Source organism: Pseudomonas sp. 9.1(2019) (assembly GCF_009910445.1).
GTDB lineage: Bacteria > Pseudomonadota > Gammaproteobacteria > Pseudomonadales > Pseudomonadaceae > Aquipseudomonas > Aquipseudomonas paraversuta.
Window position 1 is genome coordinate 1 of the sequence record NZ_VBWF01000008.1, and the last position, 15,737, is coordinate 15,737.

Below are 15,737 nucleotides of genomic sequence, written 5' to 3' on the forward strand. Positions count from 1 at the left end.
CCGTCCCCCGGGTCTTTGCGGGTCTGACTGACCACCGGCATCCGCGCAAACGGCGCCCCCGGCGGCAACGCCAGACCGTTGGCCTCGCTGTAGGTCACTTCCTCGGTGCTGCCGGTGGGCTGGGTGCATTTGCTCAGCAGCAACAGGCCTGAATCACTGCGGGTGTATTCAAACTGCCAGCCACTGTCGGGAAGTTCGTCCACTGTCACCCGGCGCAACTGCCCGGAGACCCGGTGAAAAGACATCACCACCTGTGCGGGGGTATCCGGCTGTAAGGTCAGACGGGTTGTCACGCCCTCGTAGGCCAGAGCCAGCACCGTGCGGCCTTGGGCATCACTGACTTTTTGCAGGTACGCCGCGTTGCCGACCGAACGCCAGTCAAAGGTCAAGGCGCTACCGTCGGCACCCACCAGGGTGCTGACCACCCACAGGCTGGCATGCCCCGGCAAAGGAATCAGGCGCTCACAGCTGCCGTCGTTATGCCTGACCCACATTTCCTGACGCTGAACGGTCACGGCGACTACCGGCAAACGCACATCCGGGAAGCGCATGCTCTGGCCGACAATCTCACCGCGAAAACGCTCGCCGGAATTGAGTTGCAACTGCTGGCTGGCGCCATCCCAGGAGGTGGTACCGAGCATCCAGCCCAGACCGAAGCCCTGGTCGTCAGCCATCAACGGACTATGGCTCAGATGCAATTGGCCGATGGGCCCGCGCAAATCATTGGCGGCGCCGGTGGGCAGGCTGATCGAGGCCGAGAACGCACCGGTGCGCGGATCGACGCCGGCACTGATGCTGCTCATAAAGTTGTAGGCCCCGGAATATACGTCGCCACTGCTGAGCAGGCTGGCGGCGGATCGGGGCACGGAGGTGTGCTCAGTCATGTGTCTTACTCCTTGTTTCGCTAGAAAGGGGTAGCAAAATAGGGCCCCTCGCAGAGGGCTAACAATGAGCAACTGTTGTAGAAAGCAACGGGACAAAAGCAGGCCCAGGAGTGAATCAAGCAAGAGAGGCTTTATCGGCCAGTCGGCTCAGGTCCACACTTGACTGGTAACAGCTGAAGGCATCATTCACAGGGGGGGTTGCAGGAGTTGTTTGTTTTTTAATGAGTGATTTTAACGTGCGCGGATTTATCTTTCGTCTTTGGCTTTGTTTGAACTTGCATGGAATGATGAAGTAAACATAAGCAATATTCGTCAAAACGAAATGGGTAACTGCCATTCAAGTATCGGCAGTTACCGTTTCGAGGTTATGTATTAAATATTACCGGTATATGTATTGCCATATATGCCATAAGTCCATGATCCGTGTTGTCATTGAGCGCGGGTGCCGGGATAACCATTGGTAATCTGCTGCCATGTATGCGGCCGGTACATAGTGGGGTGTGGAGACACTGGGTATCCCCCCATTAAGGTGGTATGTTTCAAATACCCCCCGGTCGATGATCCTTAATTGACGTGTATTCTGAATCCCGGCTTCTCCTATTTGCCAAGGGTAATACTGGGGGTGGTTGCCAGTTATGATCCGCCTTACTTCAGAGACGTAGTCAGGGTTTCGGGCGTAGATCTCGGGATGACTCACCGGCAGACTATGTTCTGCTGGAAGCTGCAGGGGGGCGGCGGGGACATTGTTATAGACGGCGGCTCTATTGGCCGCGTTGGTCTGCCCCAGATTTTGCAGATCACCACGGGACAAGTACGGTAACAAACTGTCCCGGATCGGTGTTTGTTCCAGCATGTGGGCCAAATTTATATGTTGGGGGGCGGTCAATATTTCTCGGTGAGCCCCGCCAGGAAAACCTCGACCTCTACCCCCGGCATGTTGCAGTTTGTACTGCCAGCTGCCCACGAACTTGCCGGCCTTTTTGACCCCCTTGGCCGCGGCCCCGGCCATCGACGGGGCCGCCGAAGCCAGCCCCGTTGCCATGCCCACCCAGCCCAGAATCCGCCCGGCGTTTTCATTGCCGCTGGCCAGCAAGGCTATCGAGGCCACGTCCGCTGCCAGTGACACCACGCTCAAGGTCGCGGTGGTGACGGCCGTTACATAGCTGGCGGTCAGCGCCGCCGTAGGCGCCGCCAACGCACCCAGGGAGGCCACGGTGCCGATCACGGCCAGGGCGATGCCGGCCGCCGGCAACAGCCAGTCCAGCCACGAATGACCCGACGGGTCGATGCGGTTGACCGGGTCGCCGGCGCAATAGGCATAGCCATTGAGGCCGCCTTCGCCGAAGGGGCTGAGGCTGTCACGGCTGTGGAAGCGCATCAGCACCGGGTTATAGATGCGGTAATCGCCGAGGAAGTACCAGCCGCTGTCCTGTTCGCGCAAGGTGCCGGCGTAGCCCAGTCGGCTGGTACCGGGCTGGCTCTGGCCGTAGGCGCCGTAGACCGGGGTGTTCAGGCTGTCGTTGGCCTCAGTGGTTATCGAACCCTGGGCGTCGGTGCCCAGCAGCATCACTTCGCGCACCGCCGAAGCGATACGGCTTTCAGCCACCGGGACGTCACCGGCCCGTACCCAGCGGGTCTGGGTGTTTTCACCCACCTCGCAACTGAGTTGACCGCCGGTGTGGTAGCGCCAGCGCGGGCCATTAGTGTCCTCGGTCTTGATGATGTTGCCCGCCGGGCCGTAGTGCCAGCGGCGTTCGCCTGTAGGCAGGGTGACGCCAATGAGTCGGCCCAGGGCATCGTAGTGCAGCGGATTACCCCGTTCATCCTTCAGTAAATTGCCCAGCGCGTCGTACTCCAGGGTTACCGGTGCCGGGTAATCGCTTCGGCTGTGGTTGACGCTAAGCAGTTGGGTGAGGTCGGCGGGGTCATAGGTAAATGTACTGATATTGTTGGCGCCGGCGTCGGCAAAGACCGTTTCCAGTCGACGAATATTGTCGAGGGCGTCGTATTGAAAGTGCTGCTCGTGGTAGGTTTTGCCGTGGGCATCTTCGGGCAACGACGGGCCTGCAAGGCGATGGGTAATCATCCGTCCGCGCAGGTCGTAGTCGAAGCTTTCACTACGCACCAAAACCCCGTCACGGGTCAGTTCACGCTGCGCAAGCTTGCCGTCTTTACGCCATTGCTGGGTCTGGATTTCAAGGGACTGTCGGGTGGGCGTACGGGTAGCCGTTTCTCGGCGGGCCGGGCGGCCAAGACTGTCGTAGCCCAGGGTTACGGTCATATCCCGCGAGCCATCGTTTGATTGGGTTCGCTGCTGATGAATCCGCGACGCTGCATCGTAAGTAATGCTGATGCTCACATCGGGACCTTGCTGCACGCTCAAACGCCCGAATTCATCGTACTGGCAGCGCTGTTCGGCGCCGTCGGCATCGGTCAGACGCGTGACTTTGCCCGACGGGGTGGTGCTTTGCTGTTGCGAGCGCGGCTGGTCGCCGTGCCAGGCGTAGTCGGCTTTGCTCAGTTGGCCGGACGGGGACCAGTGATCTTTCTGTTGCCCAAGGTTGCCCCGGGACTCCAGCAAACGGCCATTTTTTGGATCGTAGGTGTTGAACACGCTGACCCCGGGAGCTTGCATCGACAGCAACGCACCACCCAGTTCCGGTTGGCGTTCGGTATGGACTTGAGTACCGTCAGGCAAGGTTTGGGTATGGGCGTGAATTTCGCCTTCGGCATATTCCCATTCAGAGACACTCTGCCCGACCTTTTCCCACACCAGTCGGCCCAGACCGTCATATTTGCGCTCGCCCAGCAGGACTTCATTAGTGCCCAACGACGGATGAGTGATCGAGACCGTGGCCGGTAAATCACTGTCATGGCCTTGGGCATAGGTGCGCTTGATGACACTGCCGTCAGGCAAGGTGGTGGACAGCAGCCGGTCCCGTACATCCCACTCCTGTCGGGTCTCCAGGCCCATGGCATCGGACTGGCTGATACAGCGGCCCAACCCGTCATAGCTCCAGCTCAATTCGTGCTGAAGTACGCCGTCTGCGCAATACAATCTCTCGGTCAACGGCTTGCCATCCAGGGTGTGGGTGGTCACTGTTCTGGCCCCGGCCACACCCTTGGCATCGGTCTGCCAACTGCTGCCGGTCAGGGCTACCGGGTCGGCCAGGGTATGTTGGGTGACACCGTCTGCGCCGGTTTCGGTCAGCACATTGCCCCAGTCATCAAAGGTGCGTTCGGTGGTCAGGCTCAGGGCCGGGACGTCTTCGTTACCGGGATCGTAAGTCGTTTCACGGAACACCCGGCCCAGCACGTCATATTCGGCGGTCCAGGCGGTATAGGTCTCACCGCTGTCGGTTTGTTTTTCACGGCGGATTTCCCGGGCCATGCCATCGAGCCAGACAGTTTCCTTACGCCCGGAAGCGCCGATTCGGGTCTGGCAGCGCTCGCTGGCCGACAACGAATAGGCCCAGTTGACCTCTGCCTCGAACGCCGAATCCGGGGCCGCGACTTCCTGAGTCACACGCCCCAGGGCATCGTGGGCAAAGGCCATGCGCAGCTGCTCGTCGGTCTGCTCGGTGACCATCAGGCCCGAGTACAGATCCTGTGAGGATTGGGAGCTGGATTTATGTCCGTCGTGGCTGGTGATCGTGACCTTTTCCTGCAATACGGCACGTTCCAGCGAACGGGCGTTGCGCGCCTGAGTGAGGCTGTAGCTGTAGGCCCGGGTGGTGCTTTTACCCTCTACCGTCTGGGTTTCACTGAGCATACGGCCGTGATGGGGTGAGGCCGGATCGTTAATGAAATTTTGCGTCGAGCGGCCCAGCTCACTAAATTTTTCACCTTCGACCAGCAGTAGCTGTTCCTCGCTGCTTTGAACAAAGGTAGGCAAGGCAAACGCCGGAGCATCCTGACGCACCGGTAGCGCCTGATAACGGTAGCGGGTCTGTTTGACCGGGCCTTCGGTGCCGGGTGGCGGGCTGACCGTACGACTTTTCAGACGGGTGATGCGGCCCAGTGGGTCGGCCGGGCAGTTGTCGGTCTCGCCACTCACCGGGTAGTACTCTGACTCTTCTATTCCACCCAGGGCATTGCGGTGCCACACCGGGTTGCCCAGCGCGTCGTAGCGGGTTTCTTCTTCGGTAACAAGTTCTCGCAGCACCCGTTGGCCATCCAGCTGCGCCTTGCGGGTAATGACCTTGTGCGGGAACTGGAAATACGGCAGTTGCCGGGCAATGGGCAGCCAGGGCTCGTCGTAATAGGTGGTCTCGGTTTCCTGCAGCGTCTGGCCCTGTTGCGTGCGTTCACGGGTCAGCAGGTGGAAGCGGTTAAAGGTGCGGGACACTGTTTGTAAAACAGTACCCCGGGCATCCATCAGGGTTTCGGTGGAGCCATAAAGAAAATCGCCGGCACCGGTCAGGTGGTAGAGGTTGTCTTCGCGATTACGCCACTGACGTACCGCCGGCCAGCCAAAATAGTTATTGCTGCCGTACAGCCCATAGTCATAGCGAACCAGTTGCACCGGCTGGCCGTCCCCCGGGTCCTTGCGGGTCTGACTGACCACCGGCATCCGTGGGAACGGAGCACCGGCCGGCAAGTTCAAACCATTGCTCTCGCTGTAGGTCACTTCCTCGGTGCTGCCGGTGGGCTGGGTACATTTGCTCAGCAGCAACAGACCTGAATCACTGCGGGTGTATTCAAACTGCCAGCCACTGTCGGGAAGTTCGTCCACTGTCACCCGGCGCAACTGCCCGGAGACCCGGTGAAAAGACATCACCACCTGTGAGGGGGTATCCGGCTGTAAGGTCAGATGGGTTGTCACGCCCTCGTAGGCCAGAGCCAGCACCGTGCGGCCCTGGGCATCGCTGATTTTTTGCAGGTACGCCGCGTTGCCAACCGAACGCCAGTCAAAATTCAAGGCGCTGCCATCGGCCCCCACCAGGGTGCTGACCACCCACAGGCTGGCATGCCCCGGCAACGGCGCAAGTCGTTCACAAGTGCCGTCGTTATGCCTGACCCACATTTCCTGACGCTGAACGGTCACGGCGACTACCGGCAAGCGCACATCCGGGAAGCGCATGCTCTGGCCGACAATTTCACCGCGAAAGCGCTCGCCGGAATTGAGTTGCAACTGCTGGCTGGCCCCGTCCCAGGAGGTGGTGCCGAGCATCCAGCCCAGACCAAAGCCCTGGTCGGCAGTCATCAACGGACCATGGCTCAGGCGCAACTGGCTGACGGGCCCGCGCAAATCATTGGCGGCGCCGGTGGGCAGGCTGATCGAGGCCGAGAACGCACCGGTGCGCGGATCGACGCCGGCACTGATGCTGCTCATAAAGTTGTAGGCCCCGGAATACATATCGCCGCTGCTGAGCAGGCTGGCGGCTGACTGGATGTCGGGGGTATTTCCAGAGGGGTCAAACATGGTTGCTACTCCTTGGTTCGCTGAAACGGAGTGGCAACATAGAAGCGCAGACTTAAGGGAAACAATGAGCAAGGGCTGTAGGTGTCTTCGCGACAAGAAGCTGCACGATTGCAGCCAAGGTGCACCTGCAAAGCTGTCTGGATTTCGTTGCACGGGATGGGCGGGTCACAGGTTCTCGCTGGTAACGATCTGCAGCGGCACATGGATGCGGTGACGCAACGGATCAAACTGCGGCGCTGTTTGCAGTTCTACCAGCAGGTCCATCAGCGCCGTGGCGATCAGCCCGGGCTGGGAGTCCACCACTATGCGAATCAACCCCTGCTTGAGCGCCTGCTGCGACAGCTGCGTGGACTCCGGCAAGATACTGCACAGGCCCGGGCGAGCGGGCAACTGGGCCAGGGCGCGGATGATGCCGTCACCACCGCCGCCGACCACGCACAGGCCGCGTAAATCGGCATGCCGGGCCAGCAGGTCGAGGGCCGCTTCTTCGGTCACGTCATCGTTGTCCATATTGATCAGCGGATCGAGCAGTTTGAGCCCCGGTGCATGCTCTGTGAGGTAACTGCGCAAGCCATCGACCCGCGCCTGATGCCCCTGGAAGCGGTGGCCGCCCAGCAATACGCCGATGCTGCCCTTGCGCGCATTGCAGGTATGGGCCAGCAACCAGCCCATGGTGCGGCCCACCTGGAGATTGTCCACGCCGACATAGGCCTCCTGCGCCTGTTCGTGGATGTCTGACAGCAGGGCAATCACCGGCACTCCGGCTTCACGAATCTGGGCAATGCAGGCATTGATCTGCGGATGGGTGAAGCTGACCACCGCCAGGCCATCGTACTGCACTGCCATGTGCTCGATTTGCGCCACGATGGCGCCGGGGCTGCGGTCGATCACGTACTCGAAATGGCAGCTCAGGTTGGCCTCGAGCTGACGGCGGGCCGCTTCGCCAATGGCGGCCGCCAGATTGCCGTAGAACGCCTGGGCAGTACCCAGCAGCAGAATGCCGAAGCGATAAGTGGGGCGGCGCTCGCGGATGCGCTGGCCAATCAGGCGCGCGGCGAAATAACCGACTGCTTCGGCGGCCTGGAACACCTGTTCGGCAGTGTCCGGGTTGACCGGGGCCCGGGCATTGAGCACCCGGTCTACGGTGGCCACACTCAGCCCTGCCTGAGCGGCAACGGTGGCGATGGTGGGGCGTTTATTGTTGTCCATGGTCAGCCTTGAAGAAGGCCTTGATAGAAAACTATCAAGCTGCACTGGGCCACGATGATAGCTTGATAGTGAATCTATTCAAGGCATTGAGGGCCATGGCATGGCTGCTTATATTTTCTCCAGAACAATAATCAAGCCAGCGGAGAAACTGCCATGTCCCACTCCAGTTCAACCGAACACCGCGACTATCGATTGACCGGCCCTGAAGCCGCGAGGGCTGCCGAAAAAGGCCTGGTCTCGGCCAGCTGGTATCAATGCCCGATCTCCCGCAAGCGCCTCAAGGAATTGATGCAGCGTCGCGATGGCCCGGCCCTGCGTGACACCGCGTTGTGGATTCTGGCGCTGCTGGCAACCGGGTTCGGTGGCTACTGGTTCTGGGGCTCCTGGGCCTGTGTGCCATTTTTTATTGCCTACGGGGTGTTGTATGGCACCGCCTCCAATGCGCGCTGGCATGAAATGGGCCACGGCACGGCGTTCAAAACCCGCTGGATGAACGATGCGGTGTATCAGGTCGCCAGCTTCATGTGCCTGTTCGAGCCTCATGTCAGGCGCTGGAGCCATACCCGTCATCACACCGACACTATCGTGGTGGGGCGCGATCCGGAAATCGTCGAGCCGCGTCCACCAAGTCTGGTGCGCATGGCGCTGAGCCTGTTCAATCTGCCCCATGGGTTCAATACCCTGCGCTCGGTATTGCGCCATGCAGCCGGGCGTATGGATGACGAAGAGCAGAGCTTTATTCCGCAGTCTGAATGGCCGGCAGTGGTGCGCACGGCGCGGATCTGGCTGGTGATTTACGCCCTGGTGATCGGACTGGCGCTGTATCAGCACAGCTGGTTGCCACTGATGTTTATCGGCCTGCCAAGCCTGTATGGCGCGTGGCTGTCCTACCTGTTCGGGCTGTCGCAGCATGTGGGGCTGGCCGAGGATGTACTGGATCACCGCAGTAACTGCCGGACGATTTACATGAACCCGCTGCTGCGCTTTATCTACATGAACATGAACTATCACCTTGAGCACCACATGTACCCGATGGTGCCTTACCACGCCCTGGCACAGTTGCATGAGGAAATCCGCCACGACTGTCCGCCGCCGTATCCAGACCTGCTTGCTGCCTTCAAGGAAATCATCCCGACCGTTATGCAACAGCGTAAAGACCCCGGTTATTTCATTGATCGTCCCACAGGGCCGAGCACTGCTGCGCCAGGGCAAAACCAGGCTGTCCCCGGCTGATCGCGACCACAACTACAAGAGAGAAGATCATGAGCGAGCAATGGATCGACGTCTGCTGCGTGGACGACATAGATGAAGAAGATGTAATGCGTTTTGACCACGGCCAGCACACTTATGCCGTGTACCGGTCGGCCGATAGCGAGTTTTTCGCCACTGCCGGGCTGTGTACCCATGAGTCCATCCACCTGGCAGACGGGCTGGTGATGGACCACGTCATCGAGTGCCCCAAACATAACGGGCGTTTTGATTACCGTTCGGGCAAGGCGCTTGGGGCTCCGGTGTGCGTCAACCTCAAGACCTATCCGGTACGGGTCGAGGCCGGTCGTTTGTATCTTGGCGTACCGACTTGAGAGCGGGGAGCCAGACCATGGATACAGTCAATGCTCCACTGGTGATTATCGGCGCCGGCCATGCCGGCGGGCGTGCGGCCCTGACCTTGCGCAGCGAGGGATACAGCGGGCGGTTGATCCTGATCGGTGACGAAGCCCATGCACCTTATGAACGGCCACCACTGTCCAAGGGGTTGCTGCAGGGCACCACCGACCTGGCGGGTTGCAGCCTGTGCGACAGCACCCGGCTGGGTGAGCTGGACATTGAACACTGGACGGCCGTTCCGGTGCTGTCGCTGGCACCGGCGCAGCATGGGTTGCAACTGGCCGATGGCAGCTGGCTAGCCTACGGGCGGTTGTTGCTGGCAACGGGTGGACGGGCACGGCGCTTGCCCAACGTGCCGGAGCATATGGCCAATGTGCTGTATTTGCGCACCCATGATGAAGCTCTGACCCTGCGCAACGGATTGCGCCCCGGCTCGCGGCTGGTGGTTGTAGGCGGCGGCTTTATCGGCCTGGAAGTGGCCGCGACGGCGCGGTCCCTGGGCTGCAGTGTGACCTTGCTTGAAGCCGGGCCGCGTCTGGCCGGGCGGGTGTTGCCCGAGCGCTTGTCCGGGGTGTTGCTGGATTTGCATCGGGCCCGGGGTGTTGATGTGCGCTTGAACGTGGCCATTGAAACGGTGCTGGGCGGCGAGCGGGCCGAGGCGGTACAACTGGTGGACGGCCAGTGCCTGCCCTGTGATCTGCTGGTAGTGGGGATCGGCATGCAACCCAATGTCGAGCTGGCCAGGACCGCCGGGCTCGATGTGGGGCAGGGCATTCGGGTCGATGGGCAATTGCAGAGCAGCGCGGCGGATATTTTTGCTGCGGGTGATGTATGTGAATTTCGCCTGCACCCCAGCGGTGAGTTCCAGCGTCAGGAAACCTGGCGTAATGCCGAGCACCAGGGCCATCACGCCGCCCTCAATCTGTTGGGCGCCGGGCTGCCCTTCAACAGCATTCCGGGGTTCTGGTCCGACCACTATGACTGGGGTTTACAAACCACGGGGCAGATCAGCAGCGCTGAGCCCTCCGCCAGCCGGGCCACGGCAGACGGTGGCTTTGTACTGTTCTACCTCGATGCCGGGCAGCGTTTGCTGGGTGCTTGCGGCTGGGGCATGGGCAACAGCATTGCCAGGGATATCAAGCTCTGCGAACGCCTGATCGCCTGCGGTACACCGTTGCAGGTGCCTGCACTGATGGATGCCGGTGTGTCGCTCAAACAACTGTTGAGGAACTGATATGCGTGAATTTCTGGTGTTTCAGTCACTCTGGGCCATGCAGGATCACAACGGCCAATGCGACCAGCCCCTGGAAGCCCAGCTGGATAAAATAGCGGCCGCCGGGTTTGACGGGGTCACCGATCACTTTTGGCTGCCCCAGCCTGCTGCACGCCTGCACCGCGCCGCCAGTGCCCGGGGGCTGCAGATCGAAGGTCAGGTGTTTCCACAATCGGTGGATGATCTGGCGGCCGCACTGGACGTGGCCACCCAATACGGCTGCCATCACCTGACGCTACAGGCCGATGTTCGGCCGCGCAGCCTGTCTCAGGCGGTGAAACTGGCCGAAGGCTGGCAGCGGCTGGCCGAACAGGTGGACTTTGCGGTGCTGCTGGAAACCCATCGCTATCGACTGACCAATGACCTGTTTTTTACCCTGGATCTGCTGGCCGAGATGCCCGACCTCAAGTTGCTGGCTGACTTGTCCCACTACGTGGTCGGCCGTGAGTTGCCGCTGCAGGCCAGCGCCGAGGACGACGCCATGATCCACACCATTTTGCGAAACAGTTGGGGCTTTCACGGCCGTGTCGCCTGTAGCGAACAGGTGCAGGTGCCCATCAGCTTTGCCCGGCATCAGCCCTGGTTGCAGCGCTTTGTGGGCTGGTGGCAATACGGGATAGAGGACTGGCTGGCCCGTCCGGACACGCCCCCAAGCCTGTCCTTCACCTGTGAACTGGGCCCGCCGCCCTATGCCATCACCGGTGCAGACGGGCGTGACATCAGTGATCGCTGGGCCGAAGCCCTGATGCTCAAGGCGTTGATGCGCGAGGTTTGGCAGGACTGCCACAAGCGTTCCGAGACAGGCGCCGCCACAGCAACCGGCCCAGGGTAATCGACCAGTTGCACAGGGCGATCAGCAGAATGATCGACAGCAGGGCAGGGATGCCGTAGTTGACGATCACGTGCCCGGCCAGCCATGGAAACCCGAACACTCCGACAAAATAAGCCAGGCTGAACAGCACCAGTGACTGCGCCGTGTGCCCGGGGGGCGCTTCATTGGCAGCCTGGCCATTGATCACCGAGTAGGTCAGGCCGTAACCCACACCCAGGGTCATCGCGGCCAACAAATAAGTGCTGGCCGAATTGACGCAGAACATGAACATCAACACCGAGGCTACGATCATGGCCGTGAGGATGCAGGCCATCACGTAGGGGTCGCGCCTGACGATAAAGCCTGCGATCAACAGCCGGCAGGAAATGGCCGCGCCCATGAATCCCAGGAAAAACAGCGAATAGTCCAGCTGCATGAGACTGGCGTAAGAGGTTTGAAAACTCGAGAGCCCGCCGAAGATCGCACCGCCCAGGCCGACCATGACAATCGCCCATACAGCCTTTGAACGCAGTACCAGACGCGCGGCCGGCAGGGTGATTTTGCACACACTGACGGGGCCGACAGTGGCGCTCTGGCGTTTTATTTTCGGGCCGAGCAACACAAATACCAGGCCGCCCAGAAGGCTGGCGACGGTAGCCACCACAAACGCCGATTCCACCGGATAGCCCATTGCCTCGCCAGCGCGTCCGACCAGTGGACCGCTACCGATCCCGCTCATCATGCTGCCTGACAGCAGGGCGAAGTATTTAACCCGGCGCGCGGGTTCAATCATCATGGCCACGATGATCGGGCCCAGGGTGTAAAACACCCCCCAGCCAAAGCCCAGCAGCAAACCGGATACCAGCACCGCAGCGCCAAATGTCGGGACCGTGGCGAAGCCCAGGCACGCTGCGGCCAGCAGTAGTGCGCCGGCGGCAATGGCTTTGGGCGCGCCGAACAAATCAGTCAGGTGCCCGGAAAAAATCACCGCAGCAAAGGTGCTGAGCATGGCCACCGAAATGATCGTGCCGGCGTCGGACTCGCTGCCCCCGTGCGCGCTGAGCACCATGGCCAGCAAGAAGGTGGTGCCGTAAGACACCGACAACAGGTAACTGCCCAGGCAGAAAAGACCGAACACCCCCCGGGTTGGCGTTGCAGTGGCAGATGCAGTGGATGGCATTCAGGGGGTTCCTCGGGGGTTCGGTTTTTGTTGTACGTGAGCGTCGAAGCTTAATAGCAGGCAACAGCACCAGGTCGTGATGCAAACCTTTGGATCCTGACATCGCGAAGCATTAAACAAAGCGTGTTTCTTCAACCCTGAGAGCGTCTTTTGCGGCTGCGATGGAACCCGTGATTGAGGTTTAGTGGATCCAATGGCTCGGGACCGATAGCCGAATACCTGGAAATATCGCCCTCGGCCCCGGGGCGCAAGGAGATTGGTCGATAATCGCACGCTAATAGTGAAGACTTTGTATTTATGCAAAGTATTGATAAACAAAGAAAAAATTGATTCATGTATCGCATTAAGGCCACTCCCCTGAAGGATATCCGGTCCTTGCACTGTCCCCTCATATTGCCTGTGGATCCATTAACGGGTTGACTAGCGCCAGGTGATTGCAGGGCCCCTCCTGAACGTCACCCATCAAAACTACAAAAAAAGGGTCTCGTCATGAATGGCTTATCCAGGGCGCAGAACTGCCTGAGTTCTGCTGACTTTACGTCTGTGTGCACTACCGTTTTTTGCGTGGTTCCGGTCTTTGGCGACACGGAGGCACAGCCATGTCCATGGAGCTGAAAACCGCCGTGGATAACGGCCCTATGACTCGCTTTCAGTTGCTCGCGATCGGTATTTGCATTGTGTTGAACATGATTGACGGGTTCGACGTGCTGGTGATGGCGTTCACAGCGGCTTCGGTATCGGCCGAGTGGGCACTCAACGGTGCGCAGATCGGCTTGCTGCTCAGTGCCGGTTTGTTCGGTATGGCCGCAGGTTCCTTGTTTATCGCGCCCTGGGCTGACCGCATCGGTCGTCGACCTTTGATCCTGTTGTGCCTGGTGATCTCGGGCAGCGGCATGCTGCTTTCAGCCATGAGTCAGAGTCCGCTGCAACTGGCTTTGTTGCGCGGTCTCACCGGGCTCGGGATTGGCGGGATTCTGGCGAGCAGCAACGTGATTGCCAGTGAATATGCGAGCAAGCGCTGGCGCGGCCTGGCGGTCAGCCTGCAGTCCACCGGGTATGCCCTTGGGGCAACGCTGGGTGGCTTGCTGGCAGTCTGGTTACTGACCCATTGGGGCTGGCGCTCGGTGTTTGTATTCGGCGGGCTGGTCACCTTTGCAGTGATTCCGCTGGTGCTGTTGTGGCTGCCCGAGTCGCTGGATTTTCTGCTGGCGCGTCGTCCGGCAACCGCCTTGCAACGGATCAACCGTCTGGCCCGGCGTCTGGGGCAGCCGCCCCTGAGTCAAATGCCACCGCTGGTCGCAAGCCCGTCCGGCAACCGCAATGCCCTGGGTGCACTGCTGGCACCTGCAATGCGTCGCACCACGCTGGTGATCTGGCTGTTGTTCTTCCTGGTGATGTTCGGTTTCTACTTTGTGATGAGCTGGACCCCCAAGTTGCTGGTGTCGGCCGGGCTTTCCGCGCAACAGGGGATTACCGGGGGCGTACTGCTGAGTGTTGGCGGCATCTTCGGTGCGGCATTGATTGGCGGCTTGTCATCGCGCTGGCCGCTGGCCCGTGTACTGTCGCTGTTCATGCTGATTACCGCCGGTTTGCTGGTGCTGTTTGTCGGCTCGGCGTCTTCGGTGATGGCTGCCCTGGGGTTGGGCTTGCTGATCGGGATGTTTTCCAACGGCTGTGTGGCTGGCCTGTATGCACTGTCGCCGGTGGTGTATGACGCCTCCGTACGGGCGACGGGGGTGGGCTGGGGCATCGGGATCGGTCGTATCGGCGCCATTGTGTCGCCAATCGCTGCCGGGTTTTTGCTGGATGCCGGCTGGCAGCCGCTGCACTTGTATGGAGTGTTTGCCATCGTATTTGTGGTCGCGGCGGGCTGTCTGTTGCTGCTCAAGCCATCGTCGGCGCAGGCACAGCCGGTGCTGGCGTCGGCCTGATCATGTTCCGCCTGTAGGAGCGGGCTTGTCTCGCGAGCCCTGTGCGATTGAAAAGATCGCGAGGCAAGCTCGCTCCTGCAGATTCAAATAACAATTAAAACGGGCGGGCTGTATCAGCTGCAGGGAGCGACTGCGCCCGATAATCGGAGAACAATAATAATGAAGATGATGACCGGCTTGCTCTCGTTGAGCTTTTGCGCCTCGGCACTGGCGCAGCAAGAGGGTTTCTTTGAAGGGTCGAGCACCGACTTGCTGCTGCGCAATTACTATTTCAACCGTGACTTCCGTGATCCGGGCGCCACTAAAAGCAAGGTGGATGAGTGGGCGCAGGGTTTTATTCTCAAGTTCAACTCGGGCTACACCCCGGGGCCGGTGGGCTTTGGTCTGGAGGGGATAGCCATGTTCGGGGTCAAGCTGGACAGCAGCCGGCTGGCCAGCGGTTCGGAATTGCTGCCGGTACACGATGACGGTCGCGCCGCTGACCATTTCGGCCGTGCCGGGGTTGCGGCGAAAGCGCGCTTTTCCGCTACGGAGTTGAAGCTCGGTGAGCTGCTGCCGGATGTTCCGCTGTTGCGCTACGACGATGGCCGCCTGCTGCCGCAGACTTTCCGCGGTGCCATGCTGGTCTCCAAAGAGATCGAAGGGCTGGGGTTGCAGGCGGGTCAGTACCGATCTGTCAGCTTGCGCAACTCTTCGGATATGCAGGATCTTTCGGCCTGGGCTGCGCCGGGGGTAACCTCCGACCGCTTCAATTACGCGGGTGCCGAGTACCGTTTCAATCAGCAGCGCACCCAGGTGGGGCTGTGGCATTCGCAGCTGGAAGATATCTACCAGCAAAGCTATTTCAATCTGCTGCACAAGCAACCGGTCGGCGACTGGGTGCTGGGGGCCAATCTTGGTTACTTCATTGACAAGGATGATGGCAGTGCCCGCATCGGCAAGGTCAGCAGCCACACGGCCTATGGCCTGTTTTCGGCAGCAACCGGCGGCCATACCTTGTATCTGGGCTTGCAGCGGGTGAGTGGCGACACCGGCTGGATGTCGGTGTACGGCAGCAGTGGCCGTACCCTGGGCAACGATATGTTCAACGGTAACTTCAGTAATGCCGACGAACGTTCCTGGCAGGCGCGCTATGACTACAACTTTGCCGCACTGGGAGTGCCGGGGTTGCTGGCCATGGTTCGTTATGGACATGGTGACAACGCCACCACCAAGCAAGGCACCAACGGCAAGGAGTGGGAACGTGATACCGAGGTCAGTTACACCTTTCAGAGCGGTACCCTGAAAAACCTCGGCCTGCGCATCAACAATGCCACCAACCGGCGCAGCTTCAACAGCGACTTTGACCAGACCCGGGTGATCGTGAGTTATCCATTGTCGATATAGCCTCGACAGGCCCGTAGGAGCGAGCTTGCT

At 60.3% G+C, this 15,737-nt stretch carries 10 protein-coding genes; 6 read left to right on the forward strand and 4 right to left on the reverse strand.

The annotated features are described in order from the left end of the window. The 3 genes from FEZ21_RS12800 to FEZ21_RS12810 form a co-directional block, all read right to left on the reverse strand. Window positions 1–884: hypothetical protein (locus tag FEZ21_RS12800; protein WP_160627342.1), on the reverse strand; the 884-nt coding region annotated here is incomplete at its 3' end. Between the two features lie 379 nt (window positions 885–1,263). Next, entirely contained in the window at window positions 1,264–6,309 is a 5,046-nt protein-coding gene (locus FEZ21_RS12805; protein ID WP_160627344.1) for an RHS repeat-associated core domain-containing protein, read from the reverse strand. A gap of 165 nt (window positions 6,310–6,474) precedes the next feature. Next, entirely contained in the window at window positions 6,475–7,518 is a 1,044-nt protein-coding gene (locus tag FEZ21_RS12810; protein ID WP_003444854.1) for a LacI family DNA-binding transcriptional regulator, read from the reverse strand. Window positions 7,519–7,671: 153 nt separating this feature from the next. Here FEZ21_RS12810 and FEZ21_RS12815 point away from each other — a divergent pair, with 153 nt between their 5' ends. From FEZ21_RS12815 to FEZ21_RS12830, 4 genes are read left to right on the forward strand one after another with little or no spacing between them, the layout of a single operon-like run. Beyond that, the gene (locus tag FEZ21_RS12815; protein ID WP_160627346.1) at window positions 7,672–8,751 is read left to right on the forward strand and encodes a fatty acid desaturase family protein; all 1,080 of its coding nucleotides are present in this window, start codon (window positions 7,672–7,674) and stop codon (window positions 8,749–8,751) included. 29 nt (window positions 8,752–8,780) lie between these two features. Next, window positions 8,781–9,101, forward strand: a complete 321-nt coding sequence (locus tag FEZ21_RS12820; RefSeq protein ID WP_003444856.1) for a MocE family 2Fe-2S type ferredoxin — start codon at window positions 8,781–8,783, stop codon at window positions 9,099–9,101. 17 nt (window positions 9,102–9,118) lie between these two features. Further along, a complete protein-coding gene (locus FEZ21_RS12825) occupies window positions 9,119–10,360 on the forward strand; it encodes an NAD(P)/FAD-dependent oxidoreductase (RefSeq protein WP_160627348.1) in 1,242 nt (413 codons plus the stop codon). A gap of 1 nt (window position 10,361) precedes the next feature. Further along, window positions 10,362–11,231: a sugar phosphate isomerase/epimerase gene (locus tag FEZ21_RS12830; protein WP_010657243.1), complete on the forward strand. Its 870-nt coding sequence runs from the start codon at window positions 10,362–10,364 to the stop codon at window positions 11,229–11,231. On the opposite strand, the gene FEZ21_RS12835 is transcribed toward FEZ21_RS12830, so the two are convergent. Further along, entirely contained in the window at window positions 11,149–12,390 is a 1,242-nt protein-coding gene (locus tag FEZ21_RS12835; RefSeq protein WP_160627350.1) for an MFS transporter, read from the reverse strand. The genes FEZ21_RS12830 and FEZ21_RS12835 overlap by 83 nt on opposite strands. A 599-nt stretch (window positions 12,391–12,989) precedes the next feature. Here FEZ21_RS12835 and FEZ21_RS12840 point away from each other — a divergent pair. Both FEZ21_RS12840 and FEZ21_RS12845 read left to right on the forward strand, forming a co-directional pair. Beyond that, window positions 12,990–14,321, forward strand: coding sequence for an MFS transporter (locus FEZ21_RS12840; protein WP_160627352.1), 1,332 nt, complete (start codon window positions 12,990–12,992; stop codon window positions 14,319–14,321). Between the two features lie 159 nt (window positions 14,322–14,480). Continuing rightward, window positions 14,481–15,707 (forward strand): OprD family porin, encoded by a 1,227-nt coding sequence (locus FEZ21_RS12845; RefSeq protein WP_160627354.1) that lies wholly within the window; start codon window positions 14,481–14,483, stop codon window positions 15,705–15,707. Window positions 15,708–15,737 lie beyond the last annotated feature (30 nt).